The sequence below is a fragment of the Bradyrhizobium sp. SZCCHNR1098 genome, from assembly GCF_032489375.1.
In the GTDB taxonomy this organism is placed as follows: Bacteria; Pseudomonadota; Alphaproteobacteria; order Rhizobiales; family Xanthobacteraceae; genus Bradyrhizobium.
The window spans coordinates 263,262-285,926 of sequence record NZ_JAUEXY010000003.1 but is presented as its reverse complement, the minus strand read 5'-3'; the positions used below and the strand labels follow the sequence as shown (position 1 = coordinate 285,926).

The window sequence follows — 22,665 nt, the reverse complement described above, 5'->3', positions numbered from 1 at the left end:
GATATGCGGGGGCGCTGCATCCGTGGAGAGAGACTGTCCCCGCATGTCGCATACGCTCATGCGGGCTACGCTGGCTCAGCCGCGCCGGGCGGCTTCCAGCGCCTGCGGCGTGTCGATGTCGAGGAAGGCGCTGTTGCCGTCGACCGGCACCTCGGCGACGGCCTCGGTATGCTTGGCGATCAGGTGCCGCGCGCCGACGTCACCGTCCAGCGTCATCAGCTCGGCGAAGAAGCGGCGTGACCACAGCACCGGGTTGCCGCGGCGTCCCTCGGACACGGGCACGACGATCAAATTGCCGCGATCGGGCGCGAACGCGCCGATCAGACGGTCGAGCAGATCCGAGGACACCATCGGCATGTCGCCCAGGCACACGACCGCGCCATCGACGCCGTCAGGCACCGCGGCGATGCCGGCCTTCACCGAGCTGGCAAGCCCACCGGCGAAGTCGGGATTGCGGACGAAGCGAACGTTCAAGTCGGACAGCGCCTGCTCGACCAGCTCGGCCTGATGACCGGTGACGACGATGACCTCACCGGCCTTGGAGGCCAGCGCCTGCTCGGTCACGATGCGCACCAGCTTCTTGCCGTCGAGCTCGGCCAGCAGCTTGTTCGGCCCTCCCATGCGGGTCGAGCGTCCCGCAGCCAGCACGACCGCGGCAACCTTGCGTTCGCCCTCGGCCTCCGGCTTGGCGCGCGGCTGCGGCCGTGTCACGATCTCCATGAGGAGTCCGCCCACGCCCATGGCCGTGAGCTCGGCGCGGGTGACCTTGATGCCGGCGAGCAGCCGCATCAGCACCCAGTCGAAACCGTTCTCCGCCGGCGAACGGGCGCAACCGGGGGCGCCGAGCACCGGCACACCGGCGGCGCTACCGATCAAGAGCAGATTGCCGGGATCCACCGGCATACCGAAATGCTCGATCTCACCGCCGATGCCGGTGATCGCGGCGGGAATGACGTCGCGGCGGTCGGCGATCGCGGACGCGCCGAACACGATGACGAGCTCGGCGCCCAGCGCCAACAGCTCCCTGATCGCAGCGGCCAGCGCGGCCTGCTCGTGCGGCACGCGGCGCTCCGCGATGATGGTGGCGCCGGCCGGCGCGAGCCGCTCTGCGGTGACGCGCAGCGTCTTGTCGATGACCTTGGGCGCGAGCCCAGGCAGAAGCGTCGAGACGACGCCGACGCGCTTGATCACATAGGAGGCGATGCTGAGCGCGCCCCTGCCCGCCGCAGCGACAGCGGCATCGCGCAGACGGCCTTCGACGCCGAACGGGATCAGCTTGACGGTGCCGACCATCTCGCCTTCGACCACCGGCTTGAAGGCCGGCAAGGTCGCAAAGGTGATGGCCTCGTCGACTCCGTTGATGCGCTCGACGGCGGCGCGGTCGATCATCAGCACGCCGGCCTGCGCCGCGAACAGATTGGCGCGTCCGGTGAAGGCGCGATCGACGTGAATGCCTTTGCCTGCGACGACCTTCGCGACGTCGGCAGCCGCCTCGTCCTCCGAGACATCGCCCGCCTCGAGCCGAACGACGACGATCTCATTGACGCCTTCCCGGACCAGCGCCTCGACTTCGGCGGGACCGATCAGCGTGCCCTTCTTCAGCACCAACGATCCCTTGCGCAGGGTGTGCACGGTCACCCCGCCGATCGCCTCGGCTGGACTGGCAGGACCGAACTTCATGCCGCCTGCTCTTTCTCCTTGGCCGGCAGCCGCAACGTGGCGGTGATCTCGGCCATGATCGAGACCGCGATCTCCGACGGCGACACAGCGCCGATGGCGAGCCCGATCGGCGCATGGATGCGGGCGATGTCGGCGTCGCTGGCGCCTTGGGAGCGCAGGCGGTCGCCGCGCTTGGCATGCGTCTTCCGTGAGCCGAGCGCGCCGATATAGAAGCAGTCGCGCGAGAACGCGTGCAGCAGCGCCGGATCGTCGATCTTCGGATCATGCGTCAGCGCGACAAAGGCCGTGTAGTGATCGACGTTGAGCGGCGGCAGCGCCACGTCGGGCCATTCGGCGATCAGCGGCACGTCGGGAAAGCGCTCGGGGCTGGCGAAGGCCGTGCGCGGATCGACGACGGTGACGTCATAGCCGAGCGACTTGGCGATCGGTGCCAGCGCCTGGCTGATATGGACGGCGCCGATGATGACGAGCCGCGCCGTCGGCGCGTAGACGTTGAGGAACAACCGCTTGCCGCCCACCTCGACCATGCCGCTCTTGCCCATCCGCAGTTGCGTTGCGAGCTCGTTGCGCAAGGGATCGGCGGCGATGTCGGCGGCCTTGACCAGACGCTGCTCGCCGGAGGCGACGTCGGTGACGAGAATGGCCGCGCGGCGCGCGGCGCGTTCGGCATTGAGTTCGGCCAGCGTGGCGAGCTGCATGATCAGCCCACCTTCTCGACGAAGACGCGGATGGTGCCGCCGCACGACAAGCCGACATTCCAGGCGGTCTCGTCGGCAACGCCGAACTCCAGCATCTTGGGCTGGCCGCTGGTGATCACGTCGAGCGCCTCGGTAACGACAGCGCCCTCCACGCAGCCGCCGGACACGGACCCTAAGAACGTGCCCTCGTCGTTGATCACGAGGTTGGACCCGACCGGGCGCGGCGCCGAGCCCCAGGTCTCGACCACGGTGGCGAGCGCCACGCCGTGACCGGATTTGTGCCAATCCTCGGCGGCCTTGAGGATGTCTTCGTCGCGGTTGAGCATGACTATCTCCTTCTCAGGCGGCGGGCCGGATCGCGCTGCGCTGATGCGGCGGCAGCGGCGACGACAGCGCCGAGATCAGCGTCCCGATCGAGGTCAAGTTATGTACCGGGCGGAATTCGTCAACGTGGGGCAGCATGGTTTTGATGCCCTGCGCTTTCGCCTCGAAGCCGGAATAGCGCAGCAGCGGATTGAGCCAGATCAGCCGCCGGCAGGAGCGGTGCAGCCGGTCCATCTCGAAGGCGAGCTTGCTGTCGGCCTCGCGCTCGAGCCCGTCGGAGATCAGGAGCACGATCGCGCCCTGCCCGAGCACGCGGCGCGCCCACTGCTTGTTGAAGGTCTGCAGCGAGGTGGCGATCCGCGTGCCGCCGGCCCAGTCCTCGACATTGGCCGAGCAGCTCGCCAGCGCCTCGTCGGGATCGCGCTGGCGCAGCGCCCGCGTCACGTTGGTCAGCCGCGTGCCGAACAGGAATACCGAGACGCGCTTGCGCGCATCGGTAATGGCATGCAGGAAATGCAAGAACAGGCGGGTGTACTCGCTCATCGAGCCGGAGATGTCGAGCAGCGCCACGATCGGTGCCGGCTTCTCAATTCTCCCCAGGCGATGGAAGTTGATGATCTCGCCTTCGGTGCGAAGCGCCTGGCGCAGCGTCTTGCGCATGTCGATGCGGTGGCCGCGCGGGTCCGCGGTGTGGCGGCGCGTTTTCAGCTCGGCCTGCGGCAGCCGCATCTTGGCGATGGCGCGTGCGACCTCGGCGATCTCCGCCGCGCTCATCTGCGCAAAGTCCTTCTTCTGCAGCACCTCGCGGTCGGACACCGCGAGCCGCAGGTCCTGCTCCTGGGCCTTCGGCTCCTCATGCATCTGCGGCTGCGACATCGCCTCCTGCACCCGGCGCGAGGCCGGCGGCGGCTTCTTCTTGGCGTGGTCCGGCAGCGGCACCGAATCGAGCATCGACTTCCATTCCTCGGCGGGACGGAAGAACAGGTCGAAGGCCTGGGCGAAGATCAGCGCATGCTCGTGGCGCTTGACGAAGATCGATTCGAGCGTGGTGAAGACGTCCGCCCGCTTGCCGATGTCGATCACTTCGAGCGCGGTCATGGCATCGATGACAGCACCCGGACCGACCGGAAGGCCGGCGGCGCGTAGCGCCCGCGCGAAGCCCGCGATGTTGTCGGCGATGCCGCCGGTCGGCGGCGCGAGGTGATTGATGGGCGTGGGCATCGGTCTATCCCCTCGTCATTCCGGGACGTGCCTCAAACTGAGTTCATCATTCCGGGGCAACCCAAAGGGCCGAGCCCGGAATCCATACTCACGGTCGTGGTTATGGATTCCGGCCTGCGTGCTGCGCACGCATCCCGGAATCACGACCTACGTTGTGACGCGACCGCGGCTCAAGTCTCGCTGGTCGCGTCCTTGATCGCCTTCTGCAACGCATCACCCTGCATACGGGCGATGTCGTCCTGATACTTCAACAGCGCGCCCAGCGTGTCGCCGACGACCTCGGCATTCAGCGAACGCGCATCGAGCTCGGTCAACGCCGTGGCCCAGTCCAAGGTCTCGGCGACCCCTGGCGACTTGTAGAAGTCCTGGTCGCGCAGCGCCTGCACGAAGCGCACGATCTGCTGCGACAGCCGCTGCGAGATGCCGGGCAGCCGGGTCTTGACGATGGCGAGCTCGCGCTCGGCGGAGGGATAATCGACCCAGTGATACAGGCAGCGCCGCTTCAGCGCGTCATGGATCTCGCGAGTCCTGTTCGAGGTGATGATGACGATCGGCGGATGCGGCGCCTTGACGGTGCCGAACTCCGGGATCGTGACCTGGAAGTCGGAGAGTATCTCCAGCAGATAGGCTTCGAACGCCTCGTCCGCGCGGTCGAGCTCGTCAATGAGAAGAACCGGCGCGCCTGCGACATCCGGCTCCAGCGCCTGCAGCAGCGGGCGCTTAATCAGATAGCGGTCGGCGAAGATGTCCGACGTCAACTGATCGCGGTCGACCTCGCCGCCCGCTTCCGCCAGCCGGATCGCGATCATCTGCGCCGCTGAATTCCATTCGTAGACGGCGGAGGCGACGTCGAGACCCTCGTAGCACTGCAGCCGGATCAGCTTGCGGCCGAGCGCGGCCGACAAGACCTTGGCGATCTCGGTCTTGCCGACGCCGGCCTCGCCCTCGAGGAACAGCGGCCGGCCCATCCGCAGCGACAGATAGGTCACCGTCGCCAGCGATCGCTCGGCCAGATAGCCGCGCGAGGACAACAATTCGAGCATCGCGTCGACCGATGCTGGCAGGGCCGGAGCACTCATGGGCGAGACCGCTTCCTTCCTCACGCGTCCGTCACGAAGCCGGAGCCTCCGGTTCGGCGGCTCCCTCCGATGCGGTTGAGGCCTTGGCGCCGGCATTGGCCGCATCCACCGCGCGGCGCGCCAGCACACCGATCAGATGGGCGCGATATTCGGCGCTGCCGTGAATGTCGCTGTTGAGGCCTTCGGCCGAGACCGAAATTCCCTCCAGCGCCTTCGGCGAGAAACGCTTCTGCAGCGCTTCCTCGAAAGCAGTGACGCGAAACACGCCATTGCCGCCGGCGCCGGTCACGGCGACGCGCACGTCCGAGGGACGACGGGCGACGAACACGCCGACCAGCGCATAGCGCGAGGCCTGGTTGCGGAACTTCACGTAAGCGGCCTTCTTCGCCAGCGGAAAGCTCACCTTGGTGATGATCTCGTCCGGCTCCAGTGCGGTCGTGAACAGCCCGAGGAAGAACTCCTCGGCCTTCAGCTTGCGCTTGTTGGTGACGATGGTGGCGCCGAGCGCGAGGCATGCTGCCGGATAGTCCGCGGTCGGATCGTTGTTGGCAATCGAGCCGCCGATGGTGCCGCGATGGCGCACCGCGGGATCGCCGATCAGGCTCGCCAGATGTGCGAGCGCCGGAATGGCCTCGCCGACCGTTGCGGAGTTGGCGACGTCGGCATGACGCGCCATCGCGCCGATCACCAGGTTGCGGCCCTTCACCTCGATCGTATCGAGCCCCTCGACATGGGAGAGATCGACCAGATGCGGCGGGCTCGCGAGCCGCTGCTTCATGACCGGCACCAGCGTGTGGCCGCCGGCGACCAGCTTGGCGTCTTCGTTCTTGGTGAGGAGATTGGCGGCCTGGCGCACGGTCGCCGGCCGATGATATTTGAATTCGTACATGGGGAAATGTCCTGTGCGCAGCGGGCCGACTGGGGCGAGGTCAGACGTTTAGGCGAGGTCCGATTTGGCCATCGCCTTGGCGCCGGCGGCGATCGATTGCACGATGTTCTGATAGCCGGTGCAGCGGCAAAGATTGCCTTCCAGCTCCTCGCGAATGGTCTCTTCGCTGAGCTCATGTCCCTTGCGATGGACGAGATCGACCGCGGTCATGATCATGCCGGGCGTGCAGAAGCCGCATTGCAGGCCATGGTGTTCGCGAAACGCTTCCTGCATCGGATGCAGCGGCGCGCCGTCGGCGGCGAGCCCCTCGATCGTCCTGACCTCATGACCATCGGCCATCACGGCCAATGTCGTGCAGGACTTGACCGCCTTGCCATCGAGATGGACGATGCAGGCGCCGCATTGCGACGTGTCGCAGCCGACATGGGTGCCGGTGAGGCGCAGATTCTCGCGCAGGAACTGCACCAGCAGCGTCCGCGGGTCGACGTTCGCCGTGACGGGATTACCGTTCACAATCATGGAAATCTTGGCCATTCAGGACTCTCTATTATCCGCGCGACAGCGTTGCACTGCAGCGCAGCCCAGCAAAATCAGTCGAAAACCATCATATGGGCGCTCCCGGCGGCGGGCAACCTCGCCCCCGGCCGCGCATGGGTCGGTTGCGGTCAGCCTTGAACGGCCTTGGCGAAGTTGGCGAAGAATTCGTCGGCGAGTTTCTTGGCGGTGCCGTTGATCAGCCGCTGGCCGAGCTGCGCCAGCTTGCCGCCGATCTGTGCCTCGACATTGTAGGTCAACAGCGTGCCGCCGTCCTTGTCCGCCAGCGCAACGACCGCACCGCCCTTGGCGAATCCCGCGACGCCGCCCTCACCTTCGCCGGAGATCTTGTAGCCGTTCGGCGGATCGAGATCGCTCAAGGTGACCTTGCCCTTGAAGCGCGCGGAAACCGGTCCGACCTTCATCTTGGCGACGGCACGGAAGCCACCATCCTCGGTCTTCTCCAGTTCCTCGCAGCCGGGAATGCAGGCCTTGAGCACCTCCGGATCATTCAGCTTGGCCCAGACCTGCTCTCGCGGAGCGGCCAGCTGGACCTCGCCCGTCATCGTCATTGCCATGTGCATCTCCCCCGATTGGCGCGGTTAGAGGCATTCAAGTAAAGCACCGAACGTCCAAAAGGAAGGGCGAGCAGCGACCGGAAGCGTTGCAGAAAAGCCGGAGCACCGCAGCATTCCGGATCTCGCCGCCGTTGGGTTTTGATTGGCAGACGGCGGTGGGGGTGGTTAGTTCGCCATCGAATCTGCACGATTCCTCCGGCGGCGCGTCCGCCTGCGACAAGGATTCCGCCCATGCCGATGATCGATGCCGACGGCTGTCTGTTGAATGTCACCGTCGAGGGCCGCGACGGCGGACCGACCCTGATGCTCTCGAACTCGCTCGGCTCGACGCTGCAGATGTGGGAGCCGCAGATGCGCGCCTTCACGCAGGTGTTCCGCGTGATCCGCTATGACCGGCGCGGTCATGGCAAGTCGCAAGTGCCGCCCGGGCCCTACTCGATCGAGCGATTCGGCCGCGATGCGCTGGCGATTCTCGATGACCTCAACATCGAGAAGGTGCACTGGTGCGGCGTGTCGATGGGCGGCATGGTCGGGCAGTGGCTCGCGGCCCACGCTCCTGAACGTGTAGGCAAACTCGTGCTCGCCAACACCACCTGCTACTACCCCGATCCGGCAATCTGGGACGCCCGCATCAAGGCGGTCGAGGACAGCGGACTCGCTGGAATCGCCGACACGGTCATCGCCGGCTGGCTGACTCAGGAGTTTCGTGATCACAATCCCGACGTTGCCGACCGGATGAAGGCAATGCTCGTGGCCACCCCGGTCGAGGGCTATCTCGCTTGCTGCAAAGCACTGCGGGCGCTGGACCTGCGCGAGGACCTGCCGGCCATCAAAAGCCCAACCCTCGTCGTGGCCGGCCGCTACGACAAATCGACGCCGATCGCGATGGCGGAAGCGATCCGCAGCCGCATCTCCGGCGCCAGCATGACCATCGTCGATGCCGCGCACATCTCGAATGTCGAAGCGGCGGGCCAGTTCAACGATGCCGTGCTGGGCTTTCTGACCCAGCGCTGACGCACCGCGATGGATCAGGGCGTTACGCCTGCTGCGGCGCCGGCGTCGCCGTGGGCCCCATCTTCGGCGGAGCGGATGCGGAGGACGGCGAGGCTTGCGTCGACGGCTTCTCCACCAGCATGACGATGGCCGTGCCGAGCAGCATCAGGAGTTCCGTGGCATGCAGACGCAGTGCCTGGGGCTCCCCGAATTTGGCGGCCATGATCATGCTGAAGAAGGCGAGCATGCTGCCGAAAGCGAGCCCGATCGACAGCGCCTCGACATAGCCGGCCACCTTTCGCACCCGCGGAACCAGGATCAGGACGAGAAACATCGCGAAGAAGCCTGCGACCGTCAGTCGCGCCAGCGCAAGCAGCCAGGCGGCGCGGACCGTCTCGATGCCCGACAGCTGCAGGTAGTCGCTGATGAACAATGCCACCGCAATATTGGGCCGCGCGAACAGCCCCTGGATCGGCGACACCATGATCTGAAACGCGATGATGGTCCAGGCGGGCACGAAATAGAGCGCCAGCAGCACACCGTTGACGCAACTGAGCCGCCAATTCCTGATCACGCAATCCTTGATCATGTCACGCCCACCTTTCCATCCCACAAACCGCCCGCCCGACCGACTTCCAGACGAGCTAACGCGCGGCAAACGCGCCCGGCAATTTAAACCATTCGTTTACCTTAACAGGGTGGCGACGGGCGCGAGCTACTAACGGTCACCGTCCAAGAGGCCGTGCCGATGACCTCGCCGATCAGGCCTCGACTTCCCGCGTGACGGCGGCCTTCCCGGCCATCAACGCCTCCTCGAACATCTGCATCGCATCCGACATTGCGCGCCCGCTTCGTCTTCAGCACCGCGATGCGGCTGCTCCGCTGAATGATCGCCGTAACCGACGCCTGCATCGGGGTCACGATCGATGCGCCGGCAGTCCGATCGCGTCGATGGCCGCTGCACCGCAATTATGTGCGCCGCGCCATCATTGCTTTTGACTAGCGTCAAAGTAGCTAGACAATGTGATACTATCTTAAGATGAGCGCTGCTGCGTTTCGCACAGCTCGATCGTGATGCGGCAAGCAGCCGCCGAGCGGGAGTACTGCATGAGACTGGCTCGGATCTTCATCGGCATCCTCCTGCTGGCCGGCGGCCTCTACATCCTGGTCGGCGAGCATTTCGCCGGAACTTCAGGCGACGCGACCGTCAATGCCCGGCTTTACGTCGTGCGCGCGCCGATCGAAGGCCGAGTGACGCTGGGGGTGAGCCATATCGGCGTCAGGGTCAACGCCGGGGAACTCATGGCCGAGATCGTCGACGACCGGTTCGACACCACGCGCCTGCTCAATCTCGAGCGCGACCGTGACGAGCAGAAGATCGCGCTCAAGCGGGTTCCGGCGCAGCGTTCGGCGCTCGAGCAAGCGCGGGCCGCCTTCGCGGCCCAGTCGGCCAACTACAAGACCGGCCGCGTCCGCCAGATCGCGGCACGCATCGCCGAGGCCAAGGCGGCGGAGGATGCCGCGGCCGCCCGGCTGAAGCTCGCGGATCTCACCTTCACGCGGGCCAACGAGCTGAAGGAACGCGGGGTCCAGACGGTCGCCGGCCTCGACCAGGCCAGCGCCTCGCTCGATATCGCCAAGCAGGATTTGGAAAGCGCGAAACAGCGCACCAACTATGTCGAGACCGAGCTCGGCTCCGCGCAATCGGGGGTCTTCATCGGCGACTCCTACAACGACGTGCCGTTCTCGATGCAGCGCATTCACGAGCTCGACCTGCGCCTCGCCGAACTTGCCGTGGACGAGCAGCAGATCCAATCCCGCCTGGTCCAATACGAGCAGCAGATCAACGCCGAACGCGTCCGGATCAACCGACTGACCTCGGCGACGCTGAGGGCCCGCGTCCCGGGCATGGCCTGGGATTTCCTCGTCGACGACGGCGAATATGCCCGTCGCGGTCAGGATCTCGCCAAGCTGGTGGACTGCAACAGTCTCGTGGTGACCGCGAGCGTTCCCGAAAGTCTCTACGCCAGCCTGTCGATCGGCGCCCCGGTGCAGTTCCGTCTGTTCGGAGACGACCGGATATTCGATGGGACGGTGACACGTCTCGGCGGCTCGGGCGCCTCGCAACTCTACGCCAATCTCGCCGTCGGCCCGACGCCGCAGCACTTGCAGCGCTTCGACGTCACCGTTGCGGTGCCAGATCTCGCCAAGCAGCCGGATCTGTCCTGCGCCATCGGGCGCACCGGCCGGGTGATCTTCACCAGCGGACCGATCGCGGCATTGCGCGGCTTCGTCGCCCGGTACGGCTACTGATGCCGACGCTGTCACCATTCCTGTCCGCGTTCGCAGTCGTTGCGATCATCGTAGGGCTGCGCGTCCTGGTGTTGCCCCTCCTGGACCCGAAGATATGGTACTGGCGGACCCTGCTCCTCAGCGGCTCGATCCTGCTGGCCTGGCGCTATGTCGCCTGGCGCTTCACCGAGACCCTTGCTCCGCCCGGCCTCACGCCGGATGGGATCCTCAGCTGGGGCTTCGCCATTCTCGAAGCGCTCACCGTTGTTTCGTCGTCCTTCGCCTTCCTGATCCTGACCAGGACCAAGGAGCGGACGACGGAGGCTGATCGCCATGCCGGCTGGTGGCTTCCGAGGCCGCCGCCTCGTGTCGACATCTTCATCACCACCTACAACGAGCAGCTCGAGGTCCTGGAGCGAACCATTGTCGGCGCCAAGGCGATCACCTATGCGGCATTGCGCGTCTTCGTCCTCGACGACGGCAGCCGGGCCTGGCTCCGGGATTACTGCACCGAGCACGGCATCGGCTATGTCGCCCGTACCGACAAGTCGCACGCCAAGGCCGGCAACATCAACAATGCCTTGCGGCTGCGCGCGGCGGATGCGGACCGGCCGGATTTCGTCGCCGTTCTCGACGCCGACTTCGTGCCTCATCTTGACTTCGTCGAGCGGACGCTCGCGTTGTTCCACGATCCGGCTGTCGGCCTCGTACAGACACCCCAGCACTTCTTCAACCCGGACCCGATCCAGCACAATCTCGGCATCGGCGCGTCCTATCCCGACGAGCAGCGCCACTTCTTCGACAACGTCGAGCCGGCGCGCGACGCCTGGGGCATCGCAATGTGCTGCGGCACCTCCTCGATATTCCGCGTCTACGCCGTAGAGATGATCGGCGGCGTGCCGACCGAGAGCGTCACCGAGGATTTCCTGCTCACGCTGCGCCTGTCCGCGCACGGCTACCAGACCGTGTACCTGAACGAGGCGTTGTCGGAGGGATTGGCGCCGGAAGGCCTTGCGGAATACGTCACGCAGCGCGGCCGCTGGTGCCTCGGCCTCATGCAGATCGTGCGCAACGTCTACAATCCATTCGGCTCCCATGGTCTCGACTTCTTCCACCGGCTCAGCGTGCTCGACTCGCTGCTTTACTGGACGTCGACCTATCCGTTCCGCCTCGCCGCGCTGATCTGTCCACTGCTCTACTGGTGGGGCGGGGTGACGGTGGTGAACGCCTCGATCGCCGACATCATCCGGTATTACGGCCCCTATTATCTCTCGATCATGTACACGCTGAACTGGCTGTCCAAGGGACTGTTCATACCGATCGTCAACGATGTCTCGCAGATCGTCGCCGCCTGGCCCGTGCTCCGCGCCGCCGCTCTCGGCCTGCTCTCCCCCGGTCCGCACAAATTCTCGGTGACCGCCAAGGGCGGCGATCGCGCCAAGATCATCGTCCAATGGCCGCTGATGCGGCCCTTCCTGATCCTGATGGCGCTGACGATCGGTGGCATGATCGTGTCGCTGACGTCCGATTTTGTCTTCAATACCACGGGGACCGCGGGAGACGGCGTCATCGTCGTGATGTTCTGGACGATCTACAACATTCTGGTCCTGTCGGTGGCGATCGCCGTGTGCATCGACCGTCCACGCTACAACCGGCCGCAACGCCAGATCGTCGAGCCGATAACCCTGACGGTCGACGGCGAGCCGCAACGCGGCTGGATCGTCAATCTCGGCCCCGGCGGCGCACGCGTCAGCGGTCCGGTCGGCCTTGCGACCGGCGCCATCGGCACGCTCACTTTGCCCCTGATCGGCGATATCCCGACCAAGGTCGCGGCGCCGACCAACGACGGCTACCGGCTCATATTTACGGTGACGCCGCAGCAGCGCGCCCAGATCATCGAGCGGCTGCACACCGCGAGCGGAGTGCCCGGCGCCGACAGCGGCGATCTCGGCCGCATGATGAAAGAACTCGCGCGAGCCGTGGCCGATTGAGGAGAAGACGATGACGAGGCGACGGTGGAGCTTACAGACAGCGGTGTTCCTCGGCGGCACGACACTGATCGTCGTGACGGCGCTGGCCGTTGCCATCCTCTATTCGGCGTCGCTGCAGCGGCGCGGCGAGGAGCTCGCGATCGAGCAGCTGAGGACGCGCGGTGAGCTCAGCGCAAACCTGCTGGCGCGACAGATGTACGGCACGTGGATCGACGTGTCGCGGCTCGCCGCGATCATCGACCCCGCCGACGTCGCCGAGGCGCGCCGACAGATCCAGTTCGTGAGCCAGTTCCAGCCGCGCTATGCCTGGCTCGGCATCGCCGACCCCGGCGGCAAGGTCATCGCGAGCAAGGACCGGATGCTGGAAGGACAAAGCGTCGCCGACCTGCGCTGGTTCCGGCATGGACTCGGGGTGCCGACGGCGGTCGATGATCGCGAACCAGAGACCCTGGGCCGGATGTTGCAGGCCGCTTCGGGACCGGACCGCTTGATCGCCATGTCGGCTCCGCTGATGCACGACGGCGCCCCCGCCGGTGTCATCGGGGCCCAAATCGATTGGAAATGGGTGATCGAATCCGTCGCGGCGCTGGCGTCGCGCGACATCGATCTGGTGTTGCTGTCGCGCGAGAGCATCGTGCTGTTCGGCCCGCCGGATCTCGTCGGCAAGCAACTGACGATCGGCTCGGCGCAGGCCGCAAGCCGCGGGGCCCCGGTCGCGCTCATCGAGCGATGGCCCGACGGCAAGGACTATTTCACCGTCACGTTCCCCACCGTGAAGTACGCCGATCTGCCGAGCTTCGGCTGGTCCCTTCTGATCCGGCAGGACGCCGTTGCCGCGATGCTGCCGACCCGCCAGCTTGTGCGCTCGTTTTGGTTCAACGTTGCCGGTGGCGTGTTCTCGATCCTGGTGCTGCTCAATTTCGCCGCGAAATGGGTGGCGACGCCGATGCGCCGTCTTGCCCAGGCCGCCGAGACCATGGTGAAAGATCCGTTTTCCGGCATGGTGGCTCGGGAAACCCGGTACGATGAGGCGACGCGGCTGCGCGACGCCTTGGTCAGGCTCCAGTCGAAGCTGATGGCAAAAGTGCCTGGTTCGACGGAAGACAGCGGTAGCGGCATATGAGCGGCGCCAGCGACAAGATCAGCTCGATGCGCTCGACGTCCAAGGTCGCGGCCCTCGTCGCTCGCGCCTCCTTCGCCATCATTGGCCTCAGCGGCTAGCCCGAGCGGCGGCGAGAGAATCCGAGCTGAAAGCGAATCCTCCAGTGTCCACGCCAACGAGCGGTCCTGCAGACGCGGGTCCTGGTATTGCTGGCCGGGACGCGGCTGCCCCTCCGTGTCCCTCATCTTGCCGGATCGGTCTCCCGGCCGGACTCTGGTGCCCCTGGTTCTTGTCCGCCAGCCTGCTCATGGGGTTCTCGGTTCGCTACCGCGCGCAACCAATGCGAGAACACCTCCTTCGGCGCTAGGTACTTTGTTCCGGGGTGGTCATTTGATGGCGATGGCCGGACCCGAGGATGGCATGGGAACCGCGCCGTCAAAGGAGGCGGGATAAGCCCGCAATTGTGGCACTGCACGCTGTTGCGGCACCCGGTTCCTAGCTGTTAGTACTGGCCCACGCGTCGCCTTGGGCGCGGGTGCGATCTCCAGGCATACCAGCACCTGCTCTGCAAGGCCCCCGCCGCGTTGCGAACCGGTATCGGCAGTCTCACTCACGGCAGTTCATGGATTATTTCGCGCAACAGCTCATCAATGGCCTCGTCCTTGGCTCGATCTACGGCCTGATCGCCATCGGCTACACCATGGTCTATGGCATCGTCGGCATGATCAATTTCGCCCATGGCGACATCTTCATGATCGGCGGCTTCATCGCGCTGATCTCGTTCCTGGTCCTGGTGTCGCTGGGCCTGACTGCGGTTCCGGTCATTCTGCTGATCGTGCTGCTGGTCTCGATGGCCATCACGGCGCTCTATGGCTGGACCGTCGAACGCATCGCCTATCGCCCGCTGCGGCACTCGTTCCGCCTGGCGCCGATGCTGTCCGCCATCGGCATGTCGTTCGTGCTCACCAACTATTCGCAGGTGTCGCAGGGCGCGCGCGTCAAGCCGGTGCCGCCGATCATCACCGGCGGCTATACCCTGCACGAGGGTGCGGGCGGCTTCGTCGTCCAGCTCTCCAACATCCAGATCGTGGTGGTCATCACCACCATCGTTCTGCTCGCGCTGTTCACTTGGCTGGTATCCCGCACCCGGCTCGGGCGCGACATGCGCGCCTGCGAGCAGGACCAGACCATGGCGGCACTGCTCGGCGTCGACGTCGACCGCACCATCTCGATGACCTTCGTGATCGGCGCGGCGCTCGCTGCCGTCGCCGGCATGATGTACCTGCTGTATTACGGTCTGGTCGATTTCTTCATGGGCTTCGTCGCCGGCATCAAGGCGTTCACGGCGGCGGTACTCGGCGGCATCGGCTCGCTGCCGGGCGCGATGCTCGGCGGCCTCGCGATCGGACTGATCGAGACGTTCTGGTCGGCCTATTTTTCGGTGGAGTACAAGGACGTCGCGGCATTCTCGATCCTCATCGTGGTGCTGATCTTCCTGCCAACCGGCCTGCTCGGCCGGCCCGAAGTCGAAAAAGTCTGAAGATGGAGTCCGCGTGAGCGCGTCCCTTCCCGCCTCGTCGAAAGGCTCCGAACCGGTCGGAGCCGCCTTCATCCTCAAGAAGGCCTTTCTCAGTGCGCTGGTCGCTCTCGGTCTGTTCTCCCTGATGGTCGGCGTCCGCACCGAAGCGGGCCAGAGCGGCCAGCTCGTATACTGGACCCGCTTCGGCGACCTCGCCAGCCTGGTTGCGGCGGTGTTCGTCGGCTCGATCGCGGTCCAGCTGCTGCGGCTGTGGCTCGGACCGCGCGGCGGCCTCGGCAGCTTCGTGCCGCCGTCCGTGCAGAGCGGCATGTCGGTAGCCGGCCGCTATCTCGCGCCGGCGCTGCTGATCTTCACCTTCCTGGTGCCGGTGATCTTCTACAATCAGCGCTATATTCTCGACCTCGGCATCCTGGTCCTCACCTACGTCATGCTGGGCTGGGGCCTCAACGTCGTGGTCGGTCTCGCTGGCCTGCTCGACCTCGGCTACGTCGCCTTCTACGCCGTCGGCGCCTATTCCTACGGCCTGCTCTCGACCACCTTCGGCCTGTCGTTCTGGGTCTGCCTGCCGCTCGCCGGCATTCTCGCCGCATTCTGGGGCGTGCTGCTCGGCTTTCCGGTGCTGCGGCTGCGCGGTGACTACCTCGCCATCGTGACCCTGGCCTTTGGCGAGATCATCCGCCTCGTCCTCATCAACTGGCAGGACGTGACTGGCGGTCCCAACGGCGTCTCCGGGATTCCGCGACCGACGTTGTTCGGCATTCCGCTCACACCGGGCGAAGGCGGCCTTGCATCGATGCTCGGCATCCCGTTCTCGCCGACGCATCGCATCGTGTTTCTGTTCTATCTGATCCTGGCGCTGGCACTCTTGACCAACTGGGTCACCATCCGGCTGCGCCGGCTGCCGATCGGCCGGGCCTGGGAAGCGCTGCGCGAGGACGAGGTCGCCTGCCGCGCGCTCGGCATCAACATCACCACCACCAAGCTGACCGCATTTGCGACCGGCGCGATGTTCGGCGGTTTCGCCGGCGCCTTCTTCGCCACGCGCCAGGGCTTCATCAGCCCGGAATCCTTCACCTTCCAGGAATCGGCGCTGGTACTCGCCATCGTCGTGCTCGGCGGCATGGGGTCGCAGCTCGGCGTGGCGCTGGCGGCGCTCGCCATGATCGGCGGCTTCGAGCTGTTCAGAAGCCTCGAGGGCTACCGCATGCTGGTGTTCGGTCTCGCCATGGTGCTCGTGATGATCTGGCGGCCGCGCGGCATTGTCGGCCATCGCGCGCCAACCGTATTCCTGGAAAAATCCAAGAGCATCTCTTCGGACCTCGTCAAGGAAGGCCACGGATGAGCTCCGCTCCCATTCTCGCACTTGAAAACCTCACCATGCGCTTCGGCGGCATCGTCGCCGTCAATGCGCTGTCGTTCACCGCGCAACGCACGCAGATCACGGCCCTGATCGGCCCCAACGGCGCCGGCAAGACCACCGTGTTCAACTGCATCACCGGCTTCTACAAGCCGACCTCCGGCGTCATCCGCCTGACCCATGATGACGGTGCGCAGTTCGAGATGCAGAAGCTGAAGGACTTCAACATCTCCAAGCAGGCCAAGGTGGCGCGGACGTTCCAGAACATCCGGCTGTTTCCGGGCATGACGGCGCTCGAGAACCTGATGGTCGCGCAGCACAACGCGCTGATGCGCGCGTCCGGCATGACGGTGCTCGGGCTGCTCGGCGTGCCCTCGTGGCGCGCGGCCGAGCGGAACGCGATCGATGCGGCCGTGTTCTGGCTGAAGCGCGTCGGGCTGATCGACCGCGCCGACGACGCGGCCGGCAATCTCGCCTATGGCGACCAGCGCCGGCTGGAGATCGCGCGCGCGATGTGCACCTCGCCGGCCCTGCTCTGCCTCGACGAACCGGCCGCCGGCCTCAACGCGCGCGAGAGTGCGGCCCTCAGCGAGCTGCTGCTGTCGATCCGAGCCGATCACGCCACGTCGATCCTGCTGATCGAGCACGACATGAGCGTCGTGATGGAAATCTCCGACCGGATCGTCGTGATGGACTACGGCGTCAAGATCGCGGAAGGCACGCCGCGCGAGATCAGGGATGATCCCAAGGTCATCGCGGCCTATCTCGGCACCGACGAGGAAGAGGCCGCAGCCGTGATGGAGGCCGAGGCGTGAGCGCGTCCCTCCTCGCAATCCGCAGCCTGCGTGCCTCCTACGGCAAGATCGAAGCGCTCAAGGGCGTCGATCTCGACATCAAGCCCGGCGAGATCGTCGCGCTGATCGGCGCCAACGGCGCCGGCAAGTCGACCCTGATGATGTCGATCTTCGGGCGGCCGCGCGCGAGCTCCGGCAACATCGTCTACGACGGCAACGACATCACACAGGTGCCGACGCATCAGATCGCGCAGCTGCGCATCGCGCAGTCGCCGGAGGGACGCCGCATCTTTCCGCGCATGAGCGTCGCGGAAAACCTGCAGATGGGCGCCGACGCCGGCGAGACGACCGACGCGGAACGGGCCAGCATGCTGGAGCGCGTGTTCGCGCTGTTCCCGCGCCTGAAGGAGCGCATCGACCAGCGCGGCGGCACGCTGTCCGGCGGCGAGCAGCAGATGCTGGCGATCGGGCGCGCGCTGATGAGCCGGCCGCGTCTGCTGCTGCTGGACGAACCCTCGCTCGGCCTGGCACCGCTGATCGCGCGCCAGATTTTCGACGCCATTCGGACACTCAACCGCCAAGACGGTCTGACCGTGCTGATCGTCGAGCAGAACGCCAATCACGCGCTGAAGCTCGCCCATCGCGGCTACGTGCTGGTCAACGGCCTGATTACGCTGTCGGGCACCGGCACCGAGCTGCTGCAGCGGCCGGAGATCCGCGCTGCCTATCTGGAGGGCGGCCGCCACTGAGGCGGAGCCCTCAAAATCCGGCCGAAATGACATTAGTCCTTCGTAGGTGTCGTCGAAAATTGCCGGTGACTTCGCCGGAAAATCAGCCACAATGCGCGCGGTCTGCGGCCCGCCGTTCGGGCCGTTCCGTGTCGACCTACCCCCCGCGAGGATTTCTCATGAAACCACTCAAACTCATCGGCTTGGCTCTGGGCGCATCGCTGGCGCTCTCGACCGCTGCTTTCGCCGAAGACATCAACATCGCCGTGGCCGGCCCCATGACCGGCAGTGAATCGGCCTTCGGCCGCCAAATGCAGAACGGCGCCGAGATGGCGGTAGCCGACCTCAATGCTGCCGGCGGCGTGCTCGGCAAAAAGCTCGCACTGCAGGTGGGTGACGATGCCTGCGATCCGAAGCAGGCGCGTTCGGTTGCCGAAAAGCTCGCCGGCTCCGGCATTCCGTTCGTCGCTGGCCATTTCTGCTCATCGTCGTCGATCCCGGCCTCCGAGGCCTATGCCGACAGCAACGTCCTGCAGATCACGCCGGCCTCGACCAACCCGCTGTTCACCGAGCGCAAGCTGTGGAACGTGGCGCGCGTCTGCGGCCGCGACGACCAGCAGGGTCTCGTCGCCGCCAACTACATCGCGAAGAACTTCAAGGGCAAGAACATCGCGATCCTCAACGACAAGACCACCTACGGCAAGGGTCTCGCCGACGAGACCAAGAAGGCGCTCAACAAGGCCGGCGTCACCGAGAAGATGTTCGAGTCCTACAACAAGGGCGACAAGGACTTCAACGCGATCGTCTCCCGCCTGAAGCGTGACAACATCGATCTCGTCTATGTCGGCGGCTATCATCAGGAAGCCGGCCTCATCCTGCGCCAGATGCGCGACCAGGGTCTCAAGACCATCCTGATGGCGGGCGACGCGATGAACGATAAGGAGTTCGCCTCGATCACCGGCCCGGCCGCGGAAGGCACGCTGTTCACCTTCGGCCCCGAGCCGCGCAACAAGCCGACCGCGAAGGCGATCGTGGACAAGTTCAAGGCCAAGAACATCGATCCCGAGGGCTACACGCTCTACACCTACGCCGCGATCCAGGTCTGGTCGCAGGCGGTGAAGAAGGCCAACACCACTGACGCCAAGAAGGTGATGGACACCATCAAGGCCGGCGAGTGGGACACCGTTCTCGGCAAGCTCGGCTTCGACGCCAAGGGCGACATCAAGCAGATCGACTACGTCGTCTACAAGTGGGACGCCAAGGGCGGCTACGCCGAGCTCGGCGGCAAGGGCTCCTGACAAAACTCCTGATCCGCTTCGATCATCATCAGCAAAATGCAAACGCCCCGGTCCTGGACCGGGGCGTTCTGCTGAGAGCTTGGTTCTTCGTTGAAGCGCCTGCAGGACAGTGGGGAGCCACGTCGTACGGAGAGTAAGTAACAGGCCGGCTCAGCCGGCACAGGCCGAAAGCGATGGGGCTCCCTTCGCCGCCACCGCCGCACGGGCCGTTTCGACGGCACGCATCAGTTCGGCCGGGCGGAACGGTTTCTGCAGGTAAACGACACGGGTCAGTTCGTCCGACATCGACGCGCCATCGAAGGCGGTCATGCCGGAGACTGCGACCACCGGCACGTCGGGAACCAGCGCGCGCATACTGCTGACCAGATCGAGCCCGTTGGAATCATCGAGATAGATGTCGACGATGACGGCATCGAACGCCTGGTCGCGGAACAACTGCAGTCCGGACGCAGCAGTTCCCGCTTCGACCACGTCGAACTGATTGACGCGCAGCACCATACAGATCATGGCGCGCACATCCTTCTGATCGTCGACCACCAGAATCCGTGGCATCAACTTCTCCAGAATTTTCCGTTGGACAACCTACAACCTAGAAGGAAATCGAACACAACTACCGGTATATTTATCCCATTGGGGTAAAGGTGCAGTTACTTTAACTATCGACTCATTCTACAGAACGTCGCGATCTGGTACCATACAACCTTTATTAGAAAATAGAAACTTTTCGCGCGCCAGTCACCGACTCCTTGTTTTTGCATGTTGGCTCCCGTTGCGCAGGATTCCCGGAGATGCAGAGCATCGAGGATCACCGCGAAGTCCTGCTGTCGACGTCCACCGCGACGCGCCGAGACCAGATCGCAGCACTCGCTGCGGTTGCGATCTCGACCTTGCTGTTTGCCGCCGCCGCTCCCTTTGCCAAGGTGGAGTTGCCGGCGGTGCCTGCGTTCGTCGCGAGCTACCAGTCGGCGCTGGCGCTGAACGATCTCATCACCGCGTTCCTGCTGTTCTCGCAGTTCGTGCTGCTGCGTTCGCGACCGCTGCTGTGGTTGGCCTCGGGTTACCTGTTCACCGCGCCGGCCTCGCTACTGCACACGCTGGTGTTCCCAGGCCTGTATTCTCAGACCGGCCTGCTCGATGCAGGTCCGCAGACCGCAGTCTGGATCTACATGATCTGGCACGGCGCGTTCCCCCTGTTCGTTCTGGCCTATGCGCTGGACGACCGTCGCCGTCCGACGCCCGTTGGGTCGGTTGCGCTGTCGCTATCGGTCGCCGTGCTCGGCGTGGCGATTGCACTTGCGGCGCTCACCTGGGCGGTGATCGCCCATGACGCGGCGCTGCCCGCGCTCGTCCGCGATGACGCTGCCACGCCGGCTTTGAAAGTCGTGGTCGGCGCCATCTGGTGCGTGACATCGGCTGCCCTGCTCGTCCTGGCGTTGCGCAGGCCGCACAGCATTCTCGACCTCTGGGTCATGGTGGTGCTGTGCGCCTGGCTGTTCGACCTCTCGCTCTCCTCGTTGCTCAACGCCGCCCGGTTCGACCTCGGCTACTACGCGGGCCGCATCTATGGCTTGCTGGCCGCGAGCTTCGTACTCGGCGTCCTGCTCGCCGACAATGTCAGCCTGCAGGCGAGGCTCACGCGGCTGCTGCAGCAGCAGCGCCGGCAGAGCGAAAGCGAGCGGGCACGCTTCATCGCGCGCGAGCGGCTGTTCAGCGCCGTCGTGGAATCCTCCAACGACGCCATCATCACGCTGACCCTGCAAGGCAAGATCACGTCCTGGAATCGCGCCGCCGAACACCTGTTCGGATACGGCGCAGACGAGGCGCTTGGCAACGACATCGGCCTGATCGTGCCCGCCGAACGGCGCAGCGAGGTCGATCGCATCCTGAGCCGGATCGGCGGCGGCGAGAAGATCGAGCATCACGAGACGATCCGCCGCCACAAGGACGGCCGCGAGATCGAAGTATCGCTCGGCGTGTCGCCGATCCTCGACGCGCATGGTGTGGTCATCGGCGCCTCGAAGGTGGCGCGCGACATCACCGAGAGCAAGCGCACCCGAACCGCCCTGACCCGTGAGACCGAGGAGCGCCGCCGCATCTTCGAGACCTCGCAGGACCTGATCCTGGTTGCCAACTCCTACGGACAATTGATGCAGGTCAGCCCGAGCGCGGTGGACGTGCTCGGCTACCGGCCGGAGGAGATGGTCGGCCGCAATGCCAGCGACTTCGTCTATCCGCCCGAGCTCGAGGCGGTCCGTAGCCAGATGCGCGCCTGCCGCCGCGGCCGCGACGTCCACAATTTCGAGGCGCAGCTGTTGCACAAGGAAGGCCGCGGCGTCGTCCTGAACTGGATGGCGAGCTGGTCGGACCCGGTGCAGCGCCACTTCTTCGTCGGCCGCGACCTCACCGAGAAGCGCGCCGCCGAGGCGCAATTCCGCCAGGCGCAGAAGATGGAGGCGGTCGGGCAGCTCACCGGCGGCGTCGCCCACGACTTCAACAACATCCTCACCGTCATCACCGGCAGCATCGGCATTCTTGCCGACGCCGTGTCCGACCGGCCGGAGCTCGCCTCCGTCGCCAAGCTGATCGACGACTCCGCCGACCGCGGCGCGCAGCTCACGCGACAGTTGCTAGCCTTCGCCCGCAAGCAGCCGCTGCAGCCGACCGATCTCGACATCAATGCGCTGTTGAACGAGACCGCAGCCTTGCTGCGGCCGACGCTCGGCGCGCAGATCGAGATCGAGCGCATCCTCGGCGCCGATCCCTGCACCGCGCTCGCCGATCCGAACCAGCTCGCCACCGCGGTCATCAATCTCGCGCTCAATGCGCGTGATGCAATGCCGCAAGGCGGCAAGCTCATGCTGGAGACCGCGAACGTCACGCTCGACCAAGACTATTCCGACGCCCATAGCGAGGTCATCGTCGGTGACTACGTGATGATCGCCGTCAGCGACACCGGCTGTGGCATTCCGCCGGCCTATCTCGAGAAGGTGTTCGATCCGTTCTTCTCGACCAAGGGCACCGGCAAGGGCACGGGGCTCGGCCTCAGCATGGTATTCGGCTTCGTCAAGCAGTCGGGCGGCCACATCCAGATCTACAGCGAGGTCGGCCACGGCACCTCGATCAAGCTGTATCTGCCGCGCTCGGCGTCCGCTCCGGCGACCAGCGCGGGCTTGCAGGCGCCGGACGCGCGCGGCGGCAATGAGACGATCCTGGTCGTGGAGGATGATCTGCTGGTACGCCAGCACGTGATCGCCCAGGTCGGCAGCCTCGGCTACACCACGCTGGCTGCAGCCAATGCCGTCGAGGCGCTCGACGTGCTGGAGCGCCATCCAGAGATCGACCTGCTGTTCACCGACGTCATCATGCCCGGCGCCATGAACGGCCGCCAGCTCGCCGACGCCGCACGGGTGCGGCGGCCGGCGCTGCGGACGTTGTTCACCTCGGGCTACACCGAGAACGCGATCGTGCACCACGGCCGACTCGACGCCGGCGTGCTGCTGCTGCCCAAGCCTTACCGCAAGCCGGAACTGGCCCGCATGATCCGCATTGCGCTGGAGGCGTGAGGCC

General features: G+C 65.5%; 20 protein-coding genes. 10 read left to right on the top strand and 10 right to left on the bottom strand.

Translation table 11 applies throughout. The features are described from left to right. Positions 1-75 precede the first annotated feature (75 nt). From QX135_RS09425 to QX135_RS09390, 8 genes are all read right to left on the bottom strand, one after another. Positions 76-1,680, bottom strand: coding sequence for a molybdopterin-binding/glycosyltransferase family 2 protein (locus QX135_RS09425; protein WP_316234057.1), 1,605 nt, complete (start codon positions 1,678-1,680; stop codon positions 76-78). Continuing rightward, positions 1,677-2,378: an XdhC family protein gene (locus tag QX135_RS09420; RefSeq protein WP_316234056.1), complete on the bottom strand. Its 702-nt coding sequence runs from the start codon at positions 2,376-2,378 to the stop codon at positions 1,677-1,679. Before QX135_RS09420 ends, QX135_RS09425 begins: the two co-directional genes overlap by 4 nt. A gap of 2 nt (positions 2,379-2,380) precedes the next feature. Then, entirely contained in the window at positions 2,381-2,704 is a 324-nt protein-coding gene (locus QX135_RS09415) for an XdhC family protein (RefSeq protein ID WP_315737422.1), read from the bottom strand. 13 nt (positions 2,705-2,717) lie between these two features. Further along, complete coding sequence (locus QX135_RS09410) at positions 2,718-3,923, bottom strand: VWA domain-containing protein (RefSeq protein WP_316176573.1); 1,206 nt, start codon at positions 3,921-3,923, stop codon at positions 2,718-2,720. A 170-nt stretch (positions 3,924-4,093) separates the two neighbouring features. Next, positions 4,094-5,002, bottom strand: coding sequence for a MoxR family ATPase (locus QX135_RS09405; protein WP_315737420.1), 909 nt, complete (start codon positions 5,000-5,002; stop codon positions 4,094-4,096). A 31-nt stretch (positions 5,003-5,033) separates the two neighbouring features. Beyond that, complete coding sequence (locus QX135_RS09400; RefSeq protein ID WP_315811574.1) at positions 5,034-5,891, bottom strand: xanthine dehydrogenase family protein subunit M; 858 nt, start codon at positions 5,889-5,891, stop codon at positions 5,034-5,036. Positions 5,892-5,939: 48 nt separating this feature from the next. After that, on the bottom strand, positions 5,940-6,425 hold the full coding sequence (locus QX135_RS09395; RefSeq protein ID WP_315737418.1) for a (2Fe-2S)-binding protein: 486 nt from the start codon (positions 6,423-6,425) through the stop codon (positions 5,940-5,942). A gap of 131 nt (positions 6,426-6,556) precedes the next feature. Beyond that, positions 6,557-7,003: a carbon monoxide dehydrogenase subunit G gene (locus tag QX135_RS09390; RefSeq protein ID WP_315759237.1), complete on the bottom strand. Its 447-nt coding sequence runs from the start codon at positions 7,001-7,003 to the stop codon at positions 6,557-6,559. A gap of 231 nt (positions 7,004-7,234) precedes the next feature. Between QX135_RS09390 and pcaD the strand changes: the two genes are divergently transcribed. Continuing rightward, a complete protein-coding gene (gene pcaD, locus QX135_RS09385) occupies positions 7,235-8,017 on the top strand; it encodes a 3-oxoadipate enol-lactonase (protein ID WP_316234055.1) in 783 nt (260 codons plus the stop codon). 22 nt (positions 8,018-8,039) lie between these two features. On the opposite strand, the gene QX135_RS09380 is transcribed toward pcaD, so the two are convergent. Further along, complete coding sequence (locus tag QX135_RS09380) at positions 8,040-8,585, bottom strand: hypothetical protein (protein ID WP_315737415.1); 546 nt, start codon at positions 8,583-8,585, stop codon at positions 8,040-8,042. Positions 8,586-9,103: 518 nt separating this feature from the next. On the opposite strand from QX135_RS09380, the gene QX135_RS09375 reads away from it, so the two are divergent. From QX135_RS09375 to QX135_RS09340, 8 genes are all read left to right on the top strand, one after another. Further along, on the top strand, positions 9,104-10,309 hold the full coding sequence (locus QX135_RS09375; protein ID WP_315737414.1) for an HlyD family secretion protein: 1,206 nt from the start codon (positions 9,104-9,106) through the stop codon (positions 10,307-10,309). Next, a complete protein-coding gene (locus QX135_RS09370; RefSeq protein ID WP_316234054.1) occupies positions 10,309-12,279 on the top strand; it encodes a glycosyltransferase in 1,971 nt (656 codons plus the stop codon). Before QX135_RS09375 ends, QX135_RS09370 begins: the two co-directional genes overlap by 1 nt. A 43-nt stretch (positions 12,280-12,322) precedes the next feature. After that, on the top strand, positions 12,323-13,402 hold the full coding sequence (locus tag QX135_RS09365; protein WP_315737412.1) for a hypothetical protein: 1,080 nt from the start codon (positions 12,323-12,325) through the stop codon (positions 13,400-13,402). A 601-nt stretch (positions 13,403-14,003) separates the two neighbouring features. Continuing rightward, a complete protein-coding gene (locus QX135_RS09360; protein WP_315737411.1) occupies positions 14,004-14,921 on the top strand; it encodes an ABC transporter permease subunit in 918 nt (305 codons plus the stop codon). Positions 14,922-14,934: 13 nt separating this feature from the next. Then, entirely contained in the window at positions 14,935-16,263 is a 1,329-nt protein-coding gene (gene livM, locus QX135_RS09355; RefSeq protein WP_316176577.1) for a high-affinity branched-chain amino acid ABC transporter permease LivM, read from the top strand. After that, entirely contained in the window at positions 16,260-17,093 is an 834-nt protein-coding gene (locus tag QX135_RS09350; RefSeq protein WP_315737409.1) for an ABC transporter ATP-binding protein, read from the top strand. The genes livM and QX135_RS09350 overlap by 4 nt, the downstream gene beginning before the upstream one ends. Beyond that, positions 17,090-17,821, top strand: coding sequence for an ABC transporter ATP-binding protein (locus QX135_RS09345; RefSeq protein ID WP_315737408.1), 732 nt, complete (start codon positions 17,090-17,092; stop codon positions 17,819-17,821). Before QX135_RS09350 ends, QX135_RS09345 begins: the two co-directional genes overlap by 4 nt. A 158-nt stretch (positions 17,822-17,979) precedes the next feature. After that, on the top strand, positions 17,980-19,098 hold the full coding sequence (locus QX135_RS09340) for a branched-chain amino acid ABC transporter substrate-binding protein (protein ID WP_315737407.1): 1,119 nt from the start codon (positions 17,980-17,982) through the stop codon (positions 19,096-19,098). 150 nt (positions 19,099-19,248) lie between these two features. Here QX135_RS09340 and QX135_RS09335 read toward each other — a convergent pair whose 3' ends face one another. Then, positions 19,249-19,650, bottom strand: a complete 402-nt coding sequence (locus QX135_RS09335) for a response regulator (protein ID WP_315750016.1) — start codon at positions 19,648-19,650, stop codon at positions 19,249-19,251. Between the two features lie 236 nt (positions 19,651-19,886). Here QX135_RS09335 and QX135_RS09330 point away from each other — a divergent pair, with 236 nt between their 5' ends. Then, positions 19,887-22,661, top strand: a complete 2,775-nt coding sequence (locus QX135_RS09330; protein ID WP_316176578.1) for a PAS domain S-box protein — start codon at positions 19,887-19,889, stop codon at positions 22,659-22,661. The last annotated feature ends 4 nt before the right edge of the window (positions 22,662-22,665 follow it).

Bases quoted from the DNA above. Each gene is read 5' to 3' on its own strand.
- QX135_RS09405 (WP_315737420.1), bottom strand. From the start codon at position 5,002: ATGAGTGCTCCGGCCCTGCCAGCATCGGTCGACGCGATGCTCGAATTG.
- QX135_RS09415 (WP_315737422.1), bottom strand. From the start codon at position 2,704: ATGCTCAACCGCGACGAAGACATCCTCAAGGCCGCCGAGGATTGGCAC.
- QX135_RS09330 (WP_316176578.1), top strand. From the start codon at position 19,887: ATGCAGAGCATCGAGGATCACCGCGAAGTCCTGCTGTCGACGTCCACC.
- pcaD (WP_316234055.1), top strand. From the start codon at position 7,235: ATGCCGATGATCGATGCCGACGGCTGTCTGTTGAATGTCACCGTCGAG.
- QX135_RS09335 (WP_315750016.1), bottom strand. From the start codon at position 19,650: ATGCCACGGATTCTGGTGGTCGACGATCAGAAGGATGTGCGCGCCATG.
- QX135_RS09395 (WP_315737418.1), bottom strand. From the start codon at position 6,425: ATGGCCAAGATTTCCATGATTGTGAACGGTAATCCCGTCACGGCGAAC.
- QX135_RS09370 (WP_316234054.1), top strand. From the start codon at position 10,309: ATGCCGACGCTGTCACCATTCCTGTCCGCGTTCGCAGTCGTTGCGATC.
- QX135_RS09420 (WP_316234056.1), bottom strand. From the start codon at position 2,378: ATGCAGCTCGCCACGCTGGCCGAACTCAATGCCGAACGCGCCGCGCGC.
- QX135_RS09400 (WP_315811574.1), bottom strand. From the start codon at position 5,891: ATGTACGAATTCAAATATCATCGGCCGGCGACCGTGCGCCAGGCCGCC.
- QX135_RS09425 (WP_316234057.1), bottom strand. From the start codon at position 1,680: ATGAAGTTCGGTCCTGCCAGTCCAGCCGAGGCGATCGGCGGGGTGACC.
- QX135_RS09390 (WP_315759237.1), bottom strand. From the start codon at position 7,003: ATGGCAATGACGATGACGGGCGAGGTCCAGCTGGCCGCTCCGCGAGAG.
- QX135_RS09380 (WP_315737415.1), bottom strand. From the start codon at position 8,585: ATGATCAAGGATTGCGTGATCAGGAATTGGCGGCTCAGTTGCGTCAAC.
- QX135_RS09340 (WP_315737407.1), top strand. From the start codon at position 17,980: ATGAAACCACTCAAACTCATCGGCTTGGCTCTGGGCGCATCGCTGGCG.
- QX135_RS09350 (WP_315737409.1), top strand. From the start codon at position 16,260: ATGAGCTCCGCTCCCATTCTCGCACTTGAAAACCTCACCATGCGCTTC.
- QX135_RS09410 (WP_316176573.1), bottom strand. From the start codon at position 3,923: ATGCCCACGCCCATCAATCACCTCGCGCCGCCGACCGGCGGCATCGCC.
- QX135_RS09360 (WP_315737411.1), top strand. From the start codon at position 14,004: ATGGATTATTTCGCGCAACAGCTCATCAATGGCCTCGTCCTTGGCTCG.
- QX135_RS09375 (WP_315737414.1), top strand. From the start codon at position 9,104: ATGAGACTGGCTCGGATCTTCATCGGCATCCTCCTGCTGGCCGGCGGC.